17 protein-coding genes are annotated in these 16,380 nt (G+C 61.4%); 4 read left to right on the top strand and 13 right to left on the bottom strand.

The features are described 5' to 3' along the window. Positions 1–70 precede the first annotated feature (70 nt). The 4 genes from PseuLF5_RS20720 to PseuLF5_RS20705 all read left to right on the top strand — a co-directional run bounded on the left by PseuLF5_RS20720 (position 71) and on the right by PseuLF5_RS20705 (position 3,485). On the top strand, positions 71–676 hold the full coding sequence (locus PseuLF5_RS20720; protein WP_340134637.1) for an LPS-assembly lipoprotein LptE: 606 nt from the start codon (positions 71–73) through the stop codon (positions 674–676). A gap of 39 nt (positions 677–715) precedes the next feature. Beyond that, a complete protein-coding gene (gene holA, locus PseuLF5_RS20715; RefSeq protein ID WP_123463841.1) occupies positions 716–1,753 on the top strand; it encodes a DNA polymerase III subunit delta in 1,038 nt (345 codons plus the stop codon). A gap of 183 nt (positions 1,754–1,936) precedes the next feature. Further along, the gene (gene arfA, locus PseuLF5_RS20710) at positions 1,937–2,101 is read left to right on the top strand and encodes an alternative ribosome rescue factor ArfA (RefSeq protein WP_128615297.1); all 165 of its coding nucleotides are present in this window, start codon (positions 1,937–1,939) and stop codon (positions 2,099–2,101) included. A gap of 61 nt (positions 2,102–2,162) precedes the next feature. Continuing rightward, positions 2,163–3,485, top strand: coding sequence for a lytic murein transglycosylase (locus PseuLF5_RS20705; RefSeq protein ID WP_123463840.1), 1,323 nt, complete (start codon positions 2,163–2,165; stop codon positions 3,483–3,485). 102 nt (positions 3,486–3,587) lie between these two features. Here PseuLF5_RS20705 and PseuLF5_RS20700 read toward each other — a convergent pair whose 3' ends face one another. The 13 genes from PseuLF5_RS20700 to PseuLF5_RS20640 all read right to left on the bottom strand — a co-directional run bounded on the left by PseuLF5_RS20700 (position 3,588) and on the right by PseuLF5_RS20640 (position 16,245). Then, the gene (locus tag PseuLF5_RS20700) at positions 3,588–4,535 is read right to left on the bottom strand and encodes a S66 peptidase family protein (protein ID WP_128615295.1); all 948 of its coding nucleotides are present in this window, start codon (positions 4,533–4,535) and stop codon (positions 3,588–3,590) included. Positions 4,536–4,785: 250 nt separating this feature from the next. Further along, the gene (lipA, locus tag PseuLF5_RS20695) at positions 4,786–5,784 is read right to left on the bottom strand and encodes a lipoyl synthase (RefSeq protein ID WP_160768663.1); all 999 of its coding nucleotides are present in this window, start codon (positions 5,782–5,784) and stop codon (positions 4,786–4,788) included. A gap of 25 nt (positions 5,785–5,809) precedes the next feature. Further along, positions 5,810–6,457 carry a lipoyl(octanoyl) transferase LipB gene (gene lipB, locus PseuLF5_RS20690; protein WP_025108695.1) on the bottom strand — a complete coding sequence of 216 codons (648 nt, stop codon included), beginning with the start codon at positions 6,455–6,457 and terminating at the stop codon, positions 5,810–5,812. Beyond that, positions 6,457–6,732: a DUF493 domain-containing protein gene (locus PseuLF5_RS20685; RefSeq protein WP_027612895.1), complete on the bottom strand. Its 276-nt coding sequence runs from the start codon at positions 6,730–6,732 to the stop codon at positions 6,457–6,459. Before PseuLF5_RS20685 ends, lipB begins: the two co-directional genes overlap by 1 nt. An 85-nt stretch (positions 6,733–6,817) precedes the next feature. Beyond that, the gene (locus tag PseuLF5_RS20680) at positions 6,818–7,975 is read right to left on the bottom strand and encodes a D-alanyl-D-alanine carboxypeptidase family protein (protein WP_123463836.1); all 1,158 of its coding nucleotides are present in this window, start codon (positions 7,973–7,975) and stop codon (positions 6,818–6,820) included. Between the two features lie 184 nt (positions 7,976–8,159). Continuing rightward, entirely contained in the window at positions 8,160–9,170 is a 1,011-nt protein-coding gene (locus PseuLF5_RS20675; protein ID WP_128615293.1) for a septal ring lytic transglycosylase RlpA family protein, read from the bottom strand. After that, the gene (gene mltB, locus PseuLF5_RS20670; protein WP_123463833.1) at positions 9,170–10,180 is read right to left on the bottom strand and encodes a lytic murein transglycosylase B; all 1,011 of its coding nucleotides are present in this window, start codon (positions 10,178–10,180) and stop codon (positions 9,170–9,172) included. Before mltB ends, PseuLF5_RS20675 begins: the two co-directional genes overlap by 1 nt. A 17-nt stretch (positions 10,181–10,197) precedes the next feature. Beyond that, positions 10,198–11,301, bottom strand: a complete 1,104-nt coding sequence (gene rodA / locus PseuLF5_RS20665) for a rod shape-determining protein RodA (RefSeq protein WP_185015778.1) — start codon at positions 11,299–11,301, stop codon at positions 10,198–10,200. A 31-nt stretch (positions 11,302–11,332) separates the two neighbouring features. Further along, positions 11,333–13,228: a penicillin-binding protein 2 gene (gene mrdA / locus PseuLF5_RS20660; RefSeq protein ID WP_128615292.1), complete on the bottom strand. Its 1,896-nt coding sequence runs from the start codon at positions 13,226–13,228 to the stop codon at positions 11,333–11,335. Positions 13,229–13,238: 10 nt separating this feature from the next. Next, entirely contained in the window at positions 13,239–13,706 is a 468-nt protein-coding gene (rlmH, locus tag PseuLF5_RS20655) for a 23S rRNA (pseudouridine(1915)-N(3))-methyltransferase RlmH (RefSeq protein WP_009051038.1), read from the bottom strand. Positions 13,707–13,715: 9 nt separating this feature from the next. After that, positions 13,716–14,210: a ribosome silencing factor gene (gene rsfS, locus PseuLF5_RS20650; RefSeq protein WP_123463828.1), complete on the bottom strand. Its 495-nt coding sequence runs from the start codon at positions 14,208–14,210 to the stop codon at positions 13,716–13,718. A gap of 72 nt (positions 14,211–14,282) precedes the next feature. Next, positions 14,283–15,005 (bottom strand): nicotinate-nucleotide adenylyltransferase, encoded by a 723-nt coding sequence (gene nadD / locus PseuLF5_RS20645; protein WP_123463826.1) that lies wholly within the window; start codon positions 15,003–15,005, stop codon positions 14,283–14,285. Further along, the gene (locus PseuLF5_RS20640; RefSeq protein ID WP_222834227.1) at positions 14,974–16,245 is read right to left on the bottom strand and encodes a glutamate-5-semialdehyde dehydrogenase; all 1,272 of its coding nucleotides are present in this window, start codon (positions 16,243–16,245) and stop codon (positions 14,974–14,976) included. Before PseuLF5_RS20640 ends, nadD begins: the two co-directional genes overlap by 32 nt. Positions 16,246–16,380 lie beyond the last annotated feature (135 nt).

The following is a 16,380-nucleotide window of genomic DNA, read 5'->3' as shown; positions in this document are numbered from 1 at the left end:
GTTGTCCGGCGCCAAGTAAAACCTTTCGGGCCGCACGGTCGGCCCACATGGTTTCAAGGGGAGCAACACAATGATCAAACGCAATCTGCTGGTGATGGGCCTTGCCGTCCTGTTGAGCGCCTGTGGTTTCCAGCTGCGCGGTACCGGCACCAATGAACTGACGCTCAAGGAGCTCGACCTGAGCGCCCGCAACGCTTATGGCGAGACCGTCACCCAGCTGCGTCAGACGCTGGAGTCCAGTGGCGTCAAGGTTTACAGCGGTGCACCGTACAAGCTGTACCTGGCTGACGAGCAGGAAAGCCAACGCATCCTCAGCTACGCCGGCGCCGGTCGTACGGGCGAGTATCAGGTCAGCACGGTGCTGAGCTACGACATCCGTGGCGACAAGAACCTTTCGCTGTTGAGCGACAAGCTTGAAGTGCAGAAGGTATTTATCCACGACGGCAACAACCTCGTCGGCTCCGATCAGGAAGCCAACGAAGCGCGTAGTGAAACCCGTCGCGAGCTGATTCAGCGCATGATGCTGCGTCTGCAACAGCTGACGTCGGCTCAACTGCAGCAACTGCAACAAGCCGCCAACGCACGGGCCAAGGCTGAAGCCGATGCGCTGGAAGCCGCGCAAAAGGCTGAAGCGGAAACCCCGCGTCAGTCGCCGCTCGAAATACCGCAGCAGTAAGAGGATCGGGGCGCTCAGGCGCCCCGTTCGGTATTTCCCATGAAGCTCGCTCCCGCTCAACTCGGCAAACACCTGCAAGGCACGCTTGCGCCCGTTTACATCATCAGCGGCGATGACCCGCTGTTGTGTCAGGAGGCTGCCGACGCCATCCGCAGTGCGGCCCGCCAGCAAGGTTTCGACGAACGCCAGGTATTCGCTGCCGACGCCAATTTCGATTGGGGCACGTTGTTGCAGGCCGGTGCCAGCATGTCGCTGTTCGCCGAGAAACGCCTGCTGGAACTGCGCCTGCCTTCGGGCAAACCCGGTGACAAGGGCGCTGCCGCGCTGATCGAATACTGCTCGCGCCCTGCGGAAGACACGGTGCTGCTGATCAGCCTGCCCAAGCTCGATGGCAGCGCGCAGAAAACCAAGTGGGGCAAGGCGCTGGTCGAAGGTCAGCAGACTCAATTCATCCAGATCTGGCCGGTGGACGCCAACCAGTTGCCGAGCTGGATTCGTCAGCGCCTGTCGCAGGCCGGCTTGTCGGCGAGTCAGGACGCGGTCGAACTGATTGCCGCACGCGTCGAGGGCAACCTGCTCGCCGCCGCACAGGAAATCGAAAAGCTCAAGCTGATGGCCGAAGGTGGGCAGATCACCGTCGAAACCGTGCAGGCCGCTGTGGCCGACAGTGCCCGATTCGACGTGTTCGGCCTGACCGATGCCGTACTCAATGGCGAACCGGCTCACGCCTTGCGTATGCTCGAAGGCCTGCGCGGTGAAGGGGTCGAGCCACCGGTGATTCTCTGGGCGCTGGCGCGGGAACTGCGACTGCTGGCCAATATCTCGTTGCAATACAGCCAGGGCACGCCGCTGGACAAGTGCTTCAGTCAGGCGAAGCCCCCGGTCTGGGACAAGCGCAAACCACTGATGAGCAAGGCCCTGCAACGCTACTCGGCGCCACGTTGGGCGCAGTTGCTACTCGAAGCCCAGCGTATAGATGCACAGATCAAGGGCCAGGCTGCCGGTTCGCCGTGGATGAGCCTGAGCCGGTTGGCGTTGTTGATGGCTGGCCAACGCCTGACACTTCCCGCCGAATAACCTGTCCTACCGCATAACGACCATTCGCGAGCTGGCTCGCTCCCACATTGAAATGCATTCCAAATGTGGGAGCGAGCCTGCTCGCGAAAGCGTCAACACATTCCCACATAACAGGAACTGGACAGACGCCCAACATCGGCAGATTATTTGCCGCGCAAAACCCACTCACTCGAGAGAGCCCTCATGAGCAAAAAGCCATCGAAACATGGCCCGAACAAGGCCAAATCCATCGTCGCCCAACCCCTGTTCCGCAGCCGCCAGGAACGACCAGCCAAGGGTAAAGGCAGCTACCGCCGCGAAGCCTTCCAGTCTGACAACTGGGAGGCTTCTTACTTTCTGGCCGCCTGAAGCGCAGCACCCCCTGGTCATGTTAAGGTCTGCACCTGATCCGTATCCTCTGGAACTGTGCATGCCCTTTAGTCTTTCCCGTCGTTGGCCCGTTCGCCAGCTGATCGCTGCCTCCAGCTTCATTCTGCTTGTCGCCTGTGCGGAAAAACCCACCGCCGCCGACGCGCAACCCCTGCAAGCCGCCCCAGTCGCCACGGCCCCAGCGATCATCCCGCCGGTAGTGCCGTCCGCCGACCCTCTCGATCTCCAGCCGACCCAGACCTTTGCCGAATGGCAGGCGGGTTTTCGCAAGGATGCGCTGGCCGCCGGTATTCGCGCCGACCTGTTCGATCGCGCGTTCGCCAATGTCAGCTTCGATGCCAGCGTGATCAAAGCCGACCGCAGTCAGCCGGAGTTCTCACGGCCAGTGTGGGAATACCTCGACGGCGCCTTATCGCCGCTGCGGGTGCGCAAGGGCCAGGCGCTGATCAGCCAGTACGCCGACATTCTGCAGAGCATCGAACAGCGTTACGGCGTCGACCGCCAGGCACTGGTGTCGGTGTGGGGGATGGAAAGCAATTTCGGTCAGTTCCAGGGCAACAAGTCGGTGATCAACTCGCTGGCCACCCTGGCCTACGAAGGCCGTCGCCCGGCATTTGCCCATGCACAATTGATCGCCGCCCTGCAGATCCTGCAACAAGGCGATATCACTCCAGAGAAGATGCTGGGTTCGTGGGCCGGAGCGATGGGGCAGACCCAATTCATTCCGACCACCTACAACACCCATGCGGTGGATTTCGACGGTGACGGTCGCCGCGATATCTGGGGCAGTCCGGCCGATGCCCTGGCCTCCACCGCGCACTATCTGCAAAGTTCCGGCTGGCAGCGTGGTCAGCCGTGGGGCTTTGAAGTGCAACTGCCAAGCGGTTTCAATTACACCCTGGCCGATGGCGCGATTCGCAAGAGCGTTGCCGAATGGCGTCAACTGGGGGTAATCCTGCCCAATGGCGGTCAGGCGCCAGCCGGTTCGGAACAGCTGTCCGCGGCCCTGCTGCTGCCGGCAGGCTATCGTGGCCCGGCGTTCCTGATCCTCGACAACTTCCGGGCGATCCTCAAGTACAACAACTCGTCGTCCTATGCTCTGGCGGTGAGCCTGTTGTCCGAGCGCTTCGACGGTGGCGGCCTGATCAATGGCACCTGGCCCAAGGATGACCTGCCGCTGAGCCGCACCGAACGCATCGAGCTGCAAAACCTGCTGAGCGCGCGTAACTACGATGCCGGAACGGCGGACGGCATCATCGGCGCCAACACGCGCAAGGCCATCCGCAGTGCCCAGCAGTCGTTTGGCTGGCCGGCGGACGGGTATCCGACGCACAAGTTGCTCGAGAGCCTGCGCACGCAGTAAAGCAAAATCAAAAGATCGCAGCCTTCGGCAGCGCCTGCACGGGATTGATGTTTACCGTGCAGGCGCTGCCGAGGGCTGCGATCTGTTTGCTTCACCCACACATTATCGGGTGACCACATCCTGCTCCAACATCAACTCCTTCTTCCCCGCATCCAGCCTCACCAGCGCCCCCATCGGCAGTGTCAGGTTCGGATCACAATGCCCGCTGCGCCAACCGGACAGCACCGGGATTCGCAACGGTTCAAAAGTCTGCTTGAGCAGGCGGTTCAACGCGTCGCTATCCACGCCAGCGACGTCACCGACCAGTACCCCACGCAATCGGGCCAATTTGCCGGCCAGACGCATTTGCGTGAGCAAACGGTCGATCCTGTACAGCGGCTCGTTGACGTCCTCGATCAACAGAATCACGCCCTCCACGTCGATTTCGTATGGCGTACCCAGCGTTGAGGCAATCATCGCCAGATTACCGCCCAGCAGCCGCCCATGAGCAATACCCGGCTCGACAGTGGTCAATGGATAGGCCACCGGATGACTCAGCACACTCCCCGCCTTCACCTGACCGCGCAGCATGGCGAAGAATGACGTGACGGTCGGTGGCTCCTTGTCACCCAACAGGTCGGCATTGAGCAGCGGGCCATGGAAGGTCACAAAGCCGGCATAACGGCTGATCGCCAGATGCAGCGCGGTGATGTCGCTGTAGCCGACAAACGGCTTGGCATGGCGGCTCAGCAGGTCGTAGTCGATCCGGTCCAGCAGACGCGGCGTGCCGTAGCCACCGCGCAGGCAGATGATCGCGTCGACCTCGGGGTCGGCGAATGCAGCGTGCAGGTCATTGAGGCGTACGTCGTCACTGCCGGCCAGATAGCCGTCCTTCTCGTAGACCCCGGGAAACACCTTCAATGCATAACCACGGGCGCGCATCCACTGCACGGCTTTTTCGGTGTTCAGCGCACCAGGCCCTGCGGGGGCGATCACGCCAATCAGCCCCTCAGATGGCAGCGCCGGCACCGGTCTGTGCGCAACGAGGGTATGTGTCGGTCGAACAGTCATCCATGGGTCTCCCTGTGTAAAGTCTTGCGGACACAGTAGTCAGGTAAAGAGACAAACAAAAGAGGTGAGCTCACTCAATAATTCGTGGCGAGGGCGCTGGCTCCTGCCGGGTTGCGCAGCGCCACCAAGATCTTCGGGACGGCTGCGCACTCCAGCGCGAGCCAACTCCCTCGCCACAAGGTTCAGAGGTTAACAACCCAAACAAAAATACCCGCCGAAGCGGGTATTTGATGCAGCCTTCAGCGCAGAATCAGGAACCGAGCAGCTCGGCCTTGACCAGTTTCGCCTGCTCGTCGGCATGGTACGACGAACGTACCAGCGGGCCGGAAGCGACGTTCTTGAAGCCCATCTTGTAGCCTTCCTCGGCGAACCAGGCGAAGGTGTCCGGATGCACGAAACGCTGCACCGGCAAGTGGCTGCGCGACGGTTGCAGGTACTGACCGAGGGTCAGCATGTCGATGTCGTGTTCGCGCATGCGCTTCATGACTTCGATGACTTCCTCGTCCGTCTCGCCCAGGCCCAGCATCAGGCCGGATTTGGTCGGAATGTGCGGCATCATCTGCTTGAAGCGTTGCAGCAGGGTCAGCGACCACTGGTAGTCCGAACCCGGACGCGCAGCCTTGTACAGGCGCGGCACGGTTTCCAGGTTGTGGTTGAACACATCCGGCGGCTCGGCAGCAGTGATTTCCAGGGCGATGTCCATGCGGCCACGGTAGTCCGGGACCAGGGTTTCCAGTTGCACGTTCGGCGACAGCTTGCGGATTTCGCGGATGCAGTCGGCAAAGTGCTGGGCACCGCCGTCACGCAGGTCATCGCGGTCAACCGAAGTGATCACCACGTACTTGAGCTTGAGGTCGGCAATGGCGATGGCCAGGCTTTCCGGCTCGTTGACGTCCAGTGGCTTCGGACGACCGTGGCCCACGTCGCAGAACGGGCAGCGACGGGTGCAGATGTCGCCCATGATCATGAAGGTCGCGGTGCCGCCGGAGAAGCACTCGCCCAGGTTCGGGCAGGATGCCTCTTCGCAGACGCTGTGCAGCTTGTGCTTGCGCAGCAGGCTCTTGATTCGGTCGACTTCCGGGGAAACCGGGATGCGCACACGAATCCAGTCAGGTTTCTTCGGCAGCTCGGTGGTCGGAATGATCTTTACCGGGATGCGTGCAACCTTCTCGGCGCCGCGCAGCTTGACGCCGGCTTCAACCTTGGGACGCGGGGCCGGGCGCTCGGTCACGTCGAGCGTCGGGATCATGGTTTGCACTGCATCAGTAGTCATATCAGTCGATTCCGCCCGTCAGGGTCGTCTGCTCAGCATAGTCGAGGTGTTTGACGAGCTGCGCGCGCAGCCGGGCACTTACCTCGGCAAATTCAATCGATCCTGCGTGATCGCTCAGCTGGGTCATCGCCAGCCCGGCATAGCCGCAGGGATTAATCCGTCGAAACGGTTCCAGGTTCATATCCACGTTCAGGGCCAGGCCATGAAAGGAACAACCGTGGCGAATCCGCAAACCCAGAGAAGCGATTTTCGCTCCGTCGACGTAGACGCCGGGAGCATCCGGCTTGGCTGCGGCGGTCACGCCGTAGCTGGCCAGCAGTTCGATCAGGCACTGTTCCATGCGCGTGACGAGATCGCGTACGCCGAAACCCAGCTTGCGCACGTCCAGCAGCAGGTAGGCCACCAGTTGGCCGGGACCATGATAAGTCACCTGCCCGCCGCGATCGACCTGCACCACCGGGATATCGCCCGGCAGCAGCAAATGTTCAGCCTTGCCGGCCTGGCCCTGGGTGAACACCGGAGGGTGCTCGACCAGCCAGATTTCGTCGGCGGCATTGCTGCCGCGTTCGTTGGTGAAGCGTTGCATGGCATGCCAGACCGGCTCGTAAGCCATCTGGCCAAGTTCGCGAAAGCCCAGCGTGCCCGGCATCACAACACCATGTGCACGAAACCGGAAGCCCGCAGTTCGCTGTTGATGTTGTACAGCTGATCCTGATCGGTCGCGACGATGTGCAACTGGATGGTGGTGTATTTGCCATTGCTGCTTTGACGCTCGTCGATGCGCTCATCATTGATGGTCGCGTGTTTCTTGACGATGTCGATGATCTTGTCTTTGTTGCCGACGCCCGTGTCGCTGATCACCTTAATCGGATAATCGGTCTGGGGAAATTCGATCTTTGGCGCCTTTACTTCGGTATCGGTCATGGCGTAACGGCCTCTAGAGCGCAAGCCGTGGTAACGCACATGGCCCCGCACCGGATCGGGGCGGGGCCATGCAGGTCAACACAAATCAGTTGAACAAGCCGTAGAAGAATAGACGGATGCTATCCCACATGCGGCGGAAGATACCACCCTCCTCGACGCCATCCAGAGCGATCAGGTCAGCGCTGTGCACCACCTTGTCTTCCAGTTTGACTTCGACTTTACCGATCACGTCGCCCTTGGCGATTGGCGCGGTCAGTTGCGGGTTCATGGTCATGCTGGCAGCGAGCTTCTTCAGCTGGCCTTTTGGCAGAGTCATGGTCAGGTCTTCAGCCAGGCCGGCCTTGACTTGATTGGTGGTGCCTTTCCACACCGGGGCCTGAGCCAGTTCGGTGCCCTTCTGATAGAAGGTCTGGGTTTCGAAGAAGCGGAAACCATAAGTCAGCAGCTTCTGGGTCTCGGCGGCGCGGGCCACTTCGCTGTTGGTGCCGAACACCACGGCGATCAGACGCTGGCCGTCACGTACAGCCGAGGACACCATGCAGTAGCCGGCTTCGTCGGTGTGACCGGTTTTCAGACCGTCAACGGTCTTGTCGCGCCACAGCAACAGGTTGCGGTTAGGCTGCTTGATGCCGTTCCAGAAGAACTCTTTCTGCGAGTAGATCGCGTAGTGAGCCGGGTCTTCGTGGATGATCGCGCGAGCGAGGATCGCCATGTCGTGAGCCGACGAGTAGTGCTCAGGATTTGGCAGACCGGTCGGGTTCATGAAGTGGGTATTGGTCATGCCCAAGTCGGTGACCGTCTTGTTCATCAGGTCGGCGAAGGCGTCTTCGCTGCCGGCGATGTGCTCGGACAGTGCGACGCTGGCGTCGTTGCCGGACTGGATGATGATGCCGTGCAGCAGGTCGCTGACGGTGACTTGCGAACCGACCTTGATGAACATCCGCGAACCGCCGGTGCGCCAGGCGTTTTCGCTGACGGTCACCGGATCGTTTTCACCGATCTGGCCGCGACGGATTTCCAGCGTAGCGATGTACGCGGTCATCAGTTTGGTCAGGCTGGCCGGTGGCAGACGCTGGTCGCCATTGTTTTCGACCAGCACGTTGCCGCTGCTGGCATCCATCAGAACGTAGGCCTTGGCAGCCAGTTGTGGTGGCGACGGCATCATCTCGGCCGCGAAGGCGGCTGGCGAGAGGAGCAGCGGGACTAGCAGACACAGGCGTTTGGCAAAGGTGGTGATGTTCATCCGTCTCTCGAAATCGCTAATGGAAACTTGCCCGAAGGCAAAACTATTCAGACAGCCTTCTAACGGGCCATCGCGTGTTCAGTTGCTCACTCCAGTCACCCTTGCCGGGCTTTTGTTCTTCGACGAGCCAACAACCTGGTTCACCCCCCAATACCGCAAGTGAACCGTCAATCAAGTCTACGTATTACTCGCTGACCACACTTGGCGAACCAAGGTTGGCCAGGCGCACACTGTTCTGCACCTGGGCAATTTCACCCGGCGAACCGATCGGCCCCAGGCGTACCCGGTGCAGAGTCTGCTGATTGCGCACGATCGAGCTGATGAACACCGGAGCGCTCACCATCCCGCTGAGCTTCGACCTCAGGAGTTCTGCAGCGTCCGGGTTGGCGAACGCGCCCACCTGCAGATACTGGCCAGACGCTGGTGCAGAAGCGTTTTTTTTTGCATCAAGCTGAACCGGCACGACGGCCGCGGCGTGTTGCTGCGGCGGCGGGGTCCATTGCTCGACGGTACCGGCCGAAGCCGTGATGGTCGGCGCGCTAGTTTGCGCGACTTGCGGCTCGTTGAGCATCAGCGGCGCCGGACGGCCCTTGGCGGCCCACCACTGCTGCGGGTCGATGCCCTCGACCTTGACCCGCGCGGTGCCGATTTCGGCATAACCGAGCTTCTTGGCGGCGGCGTAGGACAAGTCGATGATCCGGTCCGAATAGAACGGCCCACGGTCGTTGACCCGCAGGATCACGCTCTTGTTGTTGTCCAGGTTGGTCACCCGAACGTAACTTGGCAGTGGCAGAGTCTTGTGCGCGGCACTCATGCCGTACAGGTCATACACTTCGCCGTTGGCGGTGTTCTGGCCATGAAACTTGGTGCCGTACCACGACGCGGTGCCCGAGGCGACGTAAGTCTTGGATTCCTGCAACGGGAAGTACGTCTTGCCCAGCACCGTGTACGGGTTGGCCTTGTACGGACCGGTGTGCAGGGTCGGCGTGGCATCAGGAATGCGCGACACATCGACGTCCCACCACGGCGCGCCGTCTTTGTGCGCACGGTTGATGTCCAGGCCAGGCTGCGCCCGCACTGCAGTATTCGAGGTTTTCTGAGTCGGGGAACGGCTGGTCGAACAACTGGCGACCAGCACCGCCAACGCAGCGAATGCCACCAGCTTCAGGGGTTTATTGTTAGGCAATGCCCGCATTACTTGACGCCCCGTGCTTTTACCAGCTCTTCAGACAGTTGATGTACGGCCATGGCGTACATCACGCTGCGGTTATAACGCGTGATCGCGTAGAAATTCTTCAGGCCCATCCAGTATTCAGGGCCGTTGTCGCCTTCGAGGCGAAATGCAGTAACCGGCATATCATCGCGCAGCGCATCATGACTTGACCAGCCCAGCGCCCGCAACTCTCCGACGGTCTTCGTCGGTTCGATGCCGGTGGTCAGGCCTTCGTCGACCTGCTCGCCACGCACATCGGCCCGGCTGACCACCGGTTCCCCGGCCACCCAGCCATGGCGCTTGAAATAGCTGGCGACGCTACCGATCGCATCATCCGGGTTATTCCAGATATTGATATGGCCGTCACCATCGAAATCCACCGCATAGGCGCGGAAGCTGCTCGGCATGAATTGCGGCAATCCCATCGCCCCGGCGTACGAGCCTTTGAGGGTCAGGGGATCGACCTGTTCTTCACGCGCCAGCAGCAGGAACTCACGCAGTTCCTTGCGGAAAAATTCGGCACGGGGAGGATAGTCGAAACCGAGGGTGGACAAGGCATCGATCACCCGGAAATTACCGGTATTGCGTCCGAAAAAGGTCTCGACGCCGATGATCGACACGATGACCTGTGCCGGCACACCGTATTCCTGTTCAGCGCGAGCCAGCGTCGCCTCGTGTTGACGCCAGAAGTCCACGCCCCGGGCAATGCGCGCGTCGGTGATGAACATCGGGCGGTATTCTTTCCACTGCTTGACCCGCTCGGCGGGCTTGGAGATCGCGTCAAGAATCGACTGCTTGCGCTCTGCCTCGCGGAACACCCCCATCAGCTGTTCACCGGCGAAACCATAGTCGCGGGTCATTTCACCCACGAATTCGGCCACCTGCGGCGAGCCTTCGTATTCGCCGGCCAGCGCTTCCTGCACGCTGCCCAGCAGGCCCATCAGGCCAACCAGCGGCGCGCATCGAGTCGCCCAGCCACGCATAACTTGCATTGAACTCTTCACCTTATTCAAACCTGTGCGATCCACTTGCGATGGGTATGGATCGACATCAAAACCCCAAACGCTGACAGCAGCGTCACCAGCGAAGTTCCGCCGTAGCTAATGAACGGCAACGGCACCCCCACGACCGGCAACAGGCCACTGACCATACCGATGTTGACGAAAACGTAAACAAAAAACGTCATGGTCAACGCACCGGCGAGCAATTTGCCGAACAGTGTCTGCGCCTGAGCGGTGATCACCAGCCCCCGGCCGATCAGCAATAAATAGATCAGCAACAGCACGCAGATACCGACCAGACCGAACTCCTCGCCGAGTACGGCAATGATGAAGTCGGTGTGGCTTTCCGGCAGGAAGTCCAGGTGCGACTGGGTGCCGAGCAACCAGCCCTTGCCGAACACGCCACCGGAGCCGATGGCGGCTTTCGATTGAATGATGTTCCAGCCAGTGCCCAGTGGATCGCTTTCCGGGTCGAGGAAGGTCAGGATTCGCTGCTTCTGGTAGTCGTGCATGATGAAAAACCACATGGCGACGGCCACCGGTACGGCCGCCGCCAGCACGCTGAGAATCCAGCGCCAGCGCAACCCGCCCATGAACAGCACGAACGCCCCGCCGGCGAGAATCAGCAGCGACGTACCAAGGTCAGGCTGGCGCACGATCAGGACGAACGGCACGCCGATCAGCATCAGGCTGATCCCGACATGCTTGAGTTGTGGCGGCAACGTGCGCTTGGACAGGTACCAGGCGATGGTCGCCGGCATCAGGATCTTCATGAATTCCGACGGCTGGAAGCGGATCACCCCGGGAATGTTGATCCAGCGGGTCGCCCCCATGGCGTTGTGGCCCATGATGTCCACCACCATCAGCAGCACCACCCCGACCACATAACCGAGGGGCACCCAACGCGCCATGAACCGTGGCTCGAACTGGGCAATGACGATCATCGACACCAGGCCGATGCCGAACGATGTCGCCTGTTTGGCCAGCAGGTCCCAGCTCTTGCCGCTGGCCGAATACAGCACGAACAGGCTGCCGGCCGCGAGGATCAGCAACAGGATCAACAGCGGGCCGTCGATATGCAGTCTTTGCAGCAACGTCGCTCGGCGACGCATCACATCCTCACTGGAGAGCATGCGATCAAAATTATTCATCACGGGCCGTAGCCTCCGCACTGATTGGACTGGCGTATTCGGCCTTCAAGCGTCCGTCCTGATCGAGCAGCCAGGCGTCCATGACCTGACGCACCACGGGCGCAGCGACGCCGGAGCCGGACTCACCGTTCTCGACCATCACCGAGACGACGATTCGCGGATCATCGGCCGGGGCAAAACCGACGAACAAGGCATGGTCGCGGTGGCGCTCCTGAACCTTGGAGCGGTCGTACTTCTCGCCCTGCTTGATTGCGACCACCTGAGCGGTACCCGATTTGCCGGCGATGCGGTATTGCGCGCCGATCGCCGCTTTGCGCGCGGTGCCACGGGCGCCGTGCATCACTTGCTGCATGCCGTGATTGACCTTGGTCCAGTCCGACGGGTCGCGCAGAACAATGTCCGGCATCGGGTTGGTGTCCACCGGTTTCACCCCTTCGAGGGATTTGGCCAGGTGTGGACGGTTCCACACACCTTTGTTGGCGACCAGCGCCGTGGCCTGGGCCAGTTGCAGCGGGGTCGATTGCATATAGCCCTGGCCGATCCCGAGAATCAGGGTTTCGCCGGGGAACCACGCCTGTTTGCGGGTCGCACGCTTCCATTCGCGGGACGGCATCAGGCCGGGGGATTCTTCGAACATGTCCAGCGAGACCTTCTGGCCGATGCCGAACTTGTTCATGTAGGACGACAACCGATCAATCCCGAGCTTGTGCGCCAGGTCATAGAAGTAGGTGTCGTTGGACCGCATGATCGCCGTATCGAGGTCGACGAAGCCGTCCCCGGTGCGGTTCCAGTTGCGGTATTTGTGGTCGTAGTTGGGCAGCATGTAGTAGCCCGGATCGAACACCCGGCTCGAGGCCGTCACCACACCGGAGTCGAGACCGGCAATCGCCACCGCCGGTTTGATCGTCGAACCCGGCGGGTACAGGCCGCGCAAGACCCGGTTGAACAGCGGCCGGTCGATGGAATCGCGCAACTCGGCGTAAGCCTTGAAGCTGATGCCGGTGACGAACAGGTTCGGGTCGAAGCTCGGCTGGCTGACCATCGCCAGCACTTCGCCGGTGCGCGGATCGAGGGCCACCACGGCACCACGACGCCCGCCCAGCGCGGCCTCGGCCGCTTCCTGCAATTTGATGTCGAGGCTGAGGACAATGTCTTTGCCAGGAATCGGATCGGTGCGCTTGAGCACGCGCAGGACGCGGCCACGGGCGTTGGTCTCGACCTCTTCGTAACCCACCTGGCCGTGCAATTCCGGCTCGTAGAAGCGTTCGATGCCGGTCTTGCCGATATGGTGCGTGCCGCTGTAGTTGACCGGATCGAGGGTCTTCAGCTCTTTCTCGTTGATCCGCCCCATGTACCCCACCGAATGCGCAAAGTGCGCACCCTGCGGATAGTGACGGACCAGTTGCGCGACCACTTCCACACCCGGCAGGCGGAACTGATTCACCGCGATCCGGGCAATCTGCTCTTCAGTCAGCTCGAACAGGATCGGCACCGGCTCGAACGGCCGGCGCCCCTGACGCATGCGTTTTTCGAAGATCACCCGGTCATCGGGCGTCAGCTGCAGCACCTCGACGATCACGTCGAGCACTTGCTGCCAGTCGCCGGAACGCTCGCGGGTCATGCTCAGGCTGAAGCTGGGACGGTTGTCCGCCACCACCACACCGTTGCGGTCGAAAATCAGGCCACGGGTCGGCGGAATCGGCTGCACATGGACACGGTTGTTTTCCGACAGCGTCGAGTGGTACTCGTACTGAATCACCTGCAAGTAGTACAGCCGCGCAATCAATACGCAGATCAACAGCATGACCGCAACGGCCCCGAACACGACGCGGCTACGCACCAGGCGTGCGTCCTTTTCGTGGTCCTTGATGCGGATCGGCTGAGACATGAGGGCAGGCTTACTTGTGGTAAGGGTGACCGGACAGCACGGTCCAGGCACGGTACAACTGTTCGCCGATCAGAATCCGCACCAGCGGGTGCGGCAACGTCAGCGGCGACAACGACCAGCGCTGGTCCGCGCGGGCACAGACTTCCGGTGCCAGCCCTTCCGGGCCACCGACCATGAAATTGACCGTGCGCGAATCCAGCCGCCAACGGTCGAGTTCGACCGCCAGTTGCTCGGTGCTCCAGGGTTTGCCGTGGACTTCAAGCGTGACAATCCGCTCGTTCTGCCCGACCTTGGCCAGCATGGCTTCGCCTTCCTGACGGATGAATCGGGCCACGTCGGCATTCTTGCCACGGGTATTGAGCGGAATTTCCACCAGTTCCAGCGCCAGCTCGGACGGAAGACGCTTGGCATATTCATGCCAGCCTTCTTCCACCCACTTGGGCATGCGTGAACCGACGGCGATCAGTCGCAGTCGCACAGCAATCCCTTAGAACTGGTCTTTGTTGAGCTTGGTGAAATGCTCGTGGGTGTTTTCCGGGCTGTGGTGCTTGGCGTCTGCCGCACGGCTTTGCTCGGCACCGGCCCACAGGCGCTCCAGGTCGTAGAACTGACGCGCCGAGGCGGTCATCATGTGCACGATGACCAGATCGAGGTCGAGCAGTACCCAGTCGCTGTCGCCCTTGCCTTCTTCGCCCAGCGGCTTGGCGCCCTGCTTTTTGACTTCTTCACGGACCTTGTCCAGCATCGCGTTGATCTGGCGATTGGACGTACCGGTGGCGATGATCATGTAGTCGGTGATGCTCTGCTTGTCGCGAACATCGATAACCTGGATGTCCTGCGCCTTGACGTCTTCCAGAGCGGCTACAGCGATCTTGACCAGCTCGTCACCCTTGAGCGGCTCGTTGGTGTTGACCGCTTCTGGCAGCGGAGCGCTCTTGAACGTGCCTTTGCGCTTAACTTTGGTTTGGTCTTTGTCAGTCATATAAAACTCGTTTTGCTCATATATTCGGCGGCTTGGCGACACGTGGATTCGTATCCGTGAAGCACGCCTTGTTCAGTTCGACGCACGGTACAGACCGTGCGCATCGATGTAGGCCAGGACCGCGTCGGGCACCAGGAAACGTACCGACTTACCGCTGGCCAGCAGTTGACGGATCTGGGTGGCGGAAACCGCGAGCGGTGTCTGCCAGACGAATGCAATCTGTCCACTCGGCCCTTTGAGGGCCAGCGGGTCGCTCACCGAACGCGCTGCCAGCAGGTTGCGCAAGGCATCCGGCGGTTCGCTGTCGGCGTCCGGGCGCTGTAGCACCAGGATATGGCAATGCTGGAGCAACTCTTCCCAGCGGTGCCAAGTGGGCAGGCCGCAAAATGCGTCCCAGCCCAAAAGCAGAAAAACCTGGGTCTCGGCGGGCATTTCGGCGCGCATCAACTCCAGGGTATCAATAGTGTAGGACGGCTTGTCCCGCTGCAATTCGCGGGCGTCCACCACCAGCGGCGGCACTCCGGCCACCGCGCACTCGACCATCGCCAGCCGATCCTGCGCCGACACCTGCGGGGTATCGCGATGCGGCGGCCGCGCGCTGGGCGTCAAGCGCAACTCGTCAAGCGCCAGCGCTTCGGCGACTTCCAGCCCGCCGCGCAAATGCCCGATGTGCACCGGGTCGAATGTGCCGCCGAGGACGCCGATGCGTCGCGGGCGAGACTCGCTGCCGGTTTGCGGCGCTGTCAGGTCGAGGTCGGTCAAGTCAGACCGTCGCCTGGCCGCGCAACTGGCCATCACCGACCACGATGTACTTCTCGCAGGTCAGTCCTTCAAGGCCCACCGGGCCGCGGGCGTGCAGCTTATCAGTAGAAATGCCGATCTCGGCACCCAATCCGTATTCAAATCCATCGGCGAAGCACGTCGGGGTGTTGATCATCACCGACGCCGAGTCGACTTCCGCCACGAACCGGCGGGTGTCAGCGAGGTTTTCGCTGACAATCGAATCGGTGTGATGGGAGCCGTAATGGTTGATGTGTTCGATGGCCTGAGCCAGGCCGTCGACCACGCGGATCGACAGGATCGGCGCCAGGTATTCGGTGCTCCAGTCGTCTTCGCTGGCCGGCACGGCGTCGATGATTGCCCGGGTGCGCTCGCAGCCACGCAGTTCGACGCCTTTTTCGCGGAACTGCGCCGCCATCGACGGCAGAAAATCCTTTGCAACCGTTTGATCGACCAGCAACGTCTCCATCGCCCCGCAAATCCCGTAGCGATAGGTCTTGGCGTTGAACGCGATGCGCTGGGCTTTCGCCAGGTCGGCGTGCTGGCTGACGTAAACGTGGCAGATGCCGTCCAGGTGCTTGATCACCGGCACGCGCGCATCGCGGCTGATGCGCTCGATCAGACCACGGCCACCACGCGGCACGATCACGTCGACGTACTCGGGCATGGTGATCATTGCGCCGACCGCGGCACGGTCGGTGGTTTCGACCACTTGCACCACCGCTGCCGGCAGTTCGGCCTCGGCCAGACCGCGCTGGATGCACGCGGCGATCGCCCGATTGGAATGAATCGCCTCAGAACCACCGCGCAGGATGGTCGCGTTGCCCGACTTCAGGCACAGGCTCGCGGCATCAATGGTCACGTTGGGACGGGATTCGTAGATGATCCCGATCACGCCCAGCGGCACGCGCATCTTGCCGACCTGAATGCCCGACGGACGGAAGCTCATGTCACGGATCGCGCCGACCGGGTCCGGCAGTGCAGCGACCTGGCGCAAGCCGACGATCATGCCGTCGATGCGCGCCGGAGTCAGTTCCAGGCGTTCCAGCAATGCCGGCTCCAGACCATTGGCGCGACCGGCGGCCAGATCCTGCTCATTGGCTGCAGCCAGCTCGGCACGAGCGGCGTCCAAAGCATTGGCAGCAGCCTGCAAGGCGCGGTTTTTCTGCGCAGTGCTGGCACGGCCGATGACCCGGGAGGCTTCGCGGGCGGCGCGACCCAATCGGGTCATGTAGTCAAGAACGGACTCAGTCATGGTCTGCTGGGGTCTTGGCAAAGAGGAAAGCGGCAGATTATAGCTGTCGCGTCCCGGGACTAACAGCGGTGACGGGCGGATGGTCGAAATGAACGGCGAATCACCGACGTTAAGCCGTAGTTAAGCCGCGCATTG

The sequence above is a fragment of the Pseudomonas sp. LF-5 genome (assembly GCF_037626295.1).
GTDB lineage: Bacteria > Pseudomonadota > Gammaproteobacteria > Pseudomonadales > Pseudomonadaceae > Aquipseudomonas > Aquipseudomonas monsensis.
Note: the sequence above shows the minus strand (reverse complement) of the source record. Positions and strands in the feature narration are given on the sequence as shown.

What these genes read in the sequence shown, in the direction of transcription:
- PseuLF5_RS20720 (WP_340134637.1), top strand. Translation starts at nt 71, where the DNA reads ATGATCAAACGCAATCTGCTGGTGATGGGCCTTGCCGTCCTGTTGAGC.
- holA (WP_123463841.1), top strand. Translation starts at nt 716, where the DNA reads ATGAAGCTCGCTCCCGCTCAACTCGGCAAACACCTGCAAGGCACGCTT.
- arfA (WP_128615297.1), top strand. Translation starts at nt 1,937, where the DNA reads ATGAGCAAAAAGCCATCGAAACATGGCCCGAACAAGGCCAAATCCATC.
- PseuLF5_RS20705 (WP_123463840.1), top strand. Translation starts at nt 2,163, where the DNA reads ATGCCCTTTAGTCTTTCCCGTCGTTGGCCCGTTCGCCAGCTGATCGCT.
- PseuLF5_RS20700 (WP_128615295.1), bottom strand. Translation starts at nt 4,535, where the DNA reads ATGACTGTTCGACCGACACATACCCTCGTTGCGCACAGACCGGTGCCG.
- lipA (WP_160768663.1), bottom strand. Translation starts at nt 5,784, where the DNA reads ATGATCCCGACGCTCGACGTGACCGAGCGCCCGGCCCCGCGTCCCAAG.
- lipB (WP_025108695.1), bottom strand. Translation starts at nt 6,457, where the DNA reads ATGCCGGGCACGCTGGGCTTTCGCGAACTTGGCCAGATGGCTTACGAG.
- PseuLF5_RS20685 (WP_027612895.1), bottom strand. Translation starts at nt 6,732, where the DNA reads ATGACCGATACCGAAGTAAAGGCGCCAAAGATCGAATTTCCCCAGACC.
- PseuLF5_RS20680 (WP_123463836.1), bottom strand. Translation starts at nt 7,975, where the DNA reads ATGAACATCACCACCTTTGCCAAACGCCTGTGTCTGCTAGTCCCGCTG.
- PseuLF5_RS20675 (WP_128615293.1), bottom strand. Translation starts at nt 9,170, where the DNA reads ATGCGGGCATTGCCTAACAATAAACCCCTGAAGCTGGTGGCATTCGCT.
- mltB (WP_123463833.1), bottom strand. Translation starts at nt 10,180, where the DNA reads ATGCAAGTTATGCGTGGCTGGGCGACTCGATGCGCGCCGCTGGTTGGC.
- rodA (WP_185015778.1), bottom strand. Translation starts at nt 11,301, where the DNA reads ATGCGTCGCCGAGCGACGTTGCTGCAAAGACTGCATATCGACGGCCCG.
- mrdA (WP_128615292.1), bottom strand. Translation starts at nt 13,228, where the DNA reads ATGTCTCAGCCGATCCGCATCAAGGACCACGAAAAGGACGCACGCCTG.
- rsfS (WP_123463828.1), bottom strand. Translation starts at nt 14,210, where the DNA reads ATGACTGACAAAGACCAAACCAAAGTTAAGCGCAAAGGCACGTTCAAG.
- nadD (WP_123463826.1), bottom strand. Translation starts at nt 15,005, where the DNA reads ATGGCCAGTTGCGCGGCCAGGCGACGGTCTGACTTGACCGACCTCGAC.
- PseuLF5_RS20640 (WP_222834227.1), bottom strand. Translation starts at nt 16,245, where the DNA reads ATGACTGAGTCCGTTCTTGACTACATGACCCGATTGGGTCGCGCCGCC.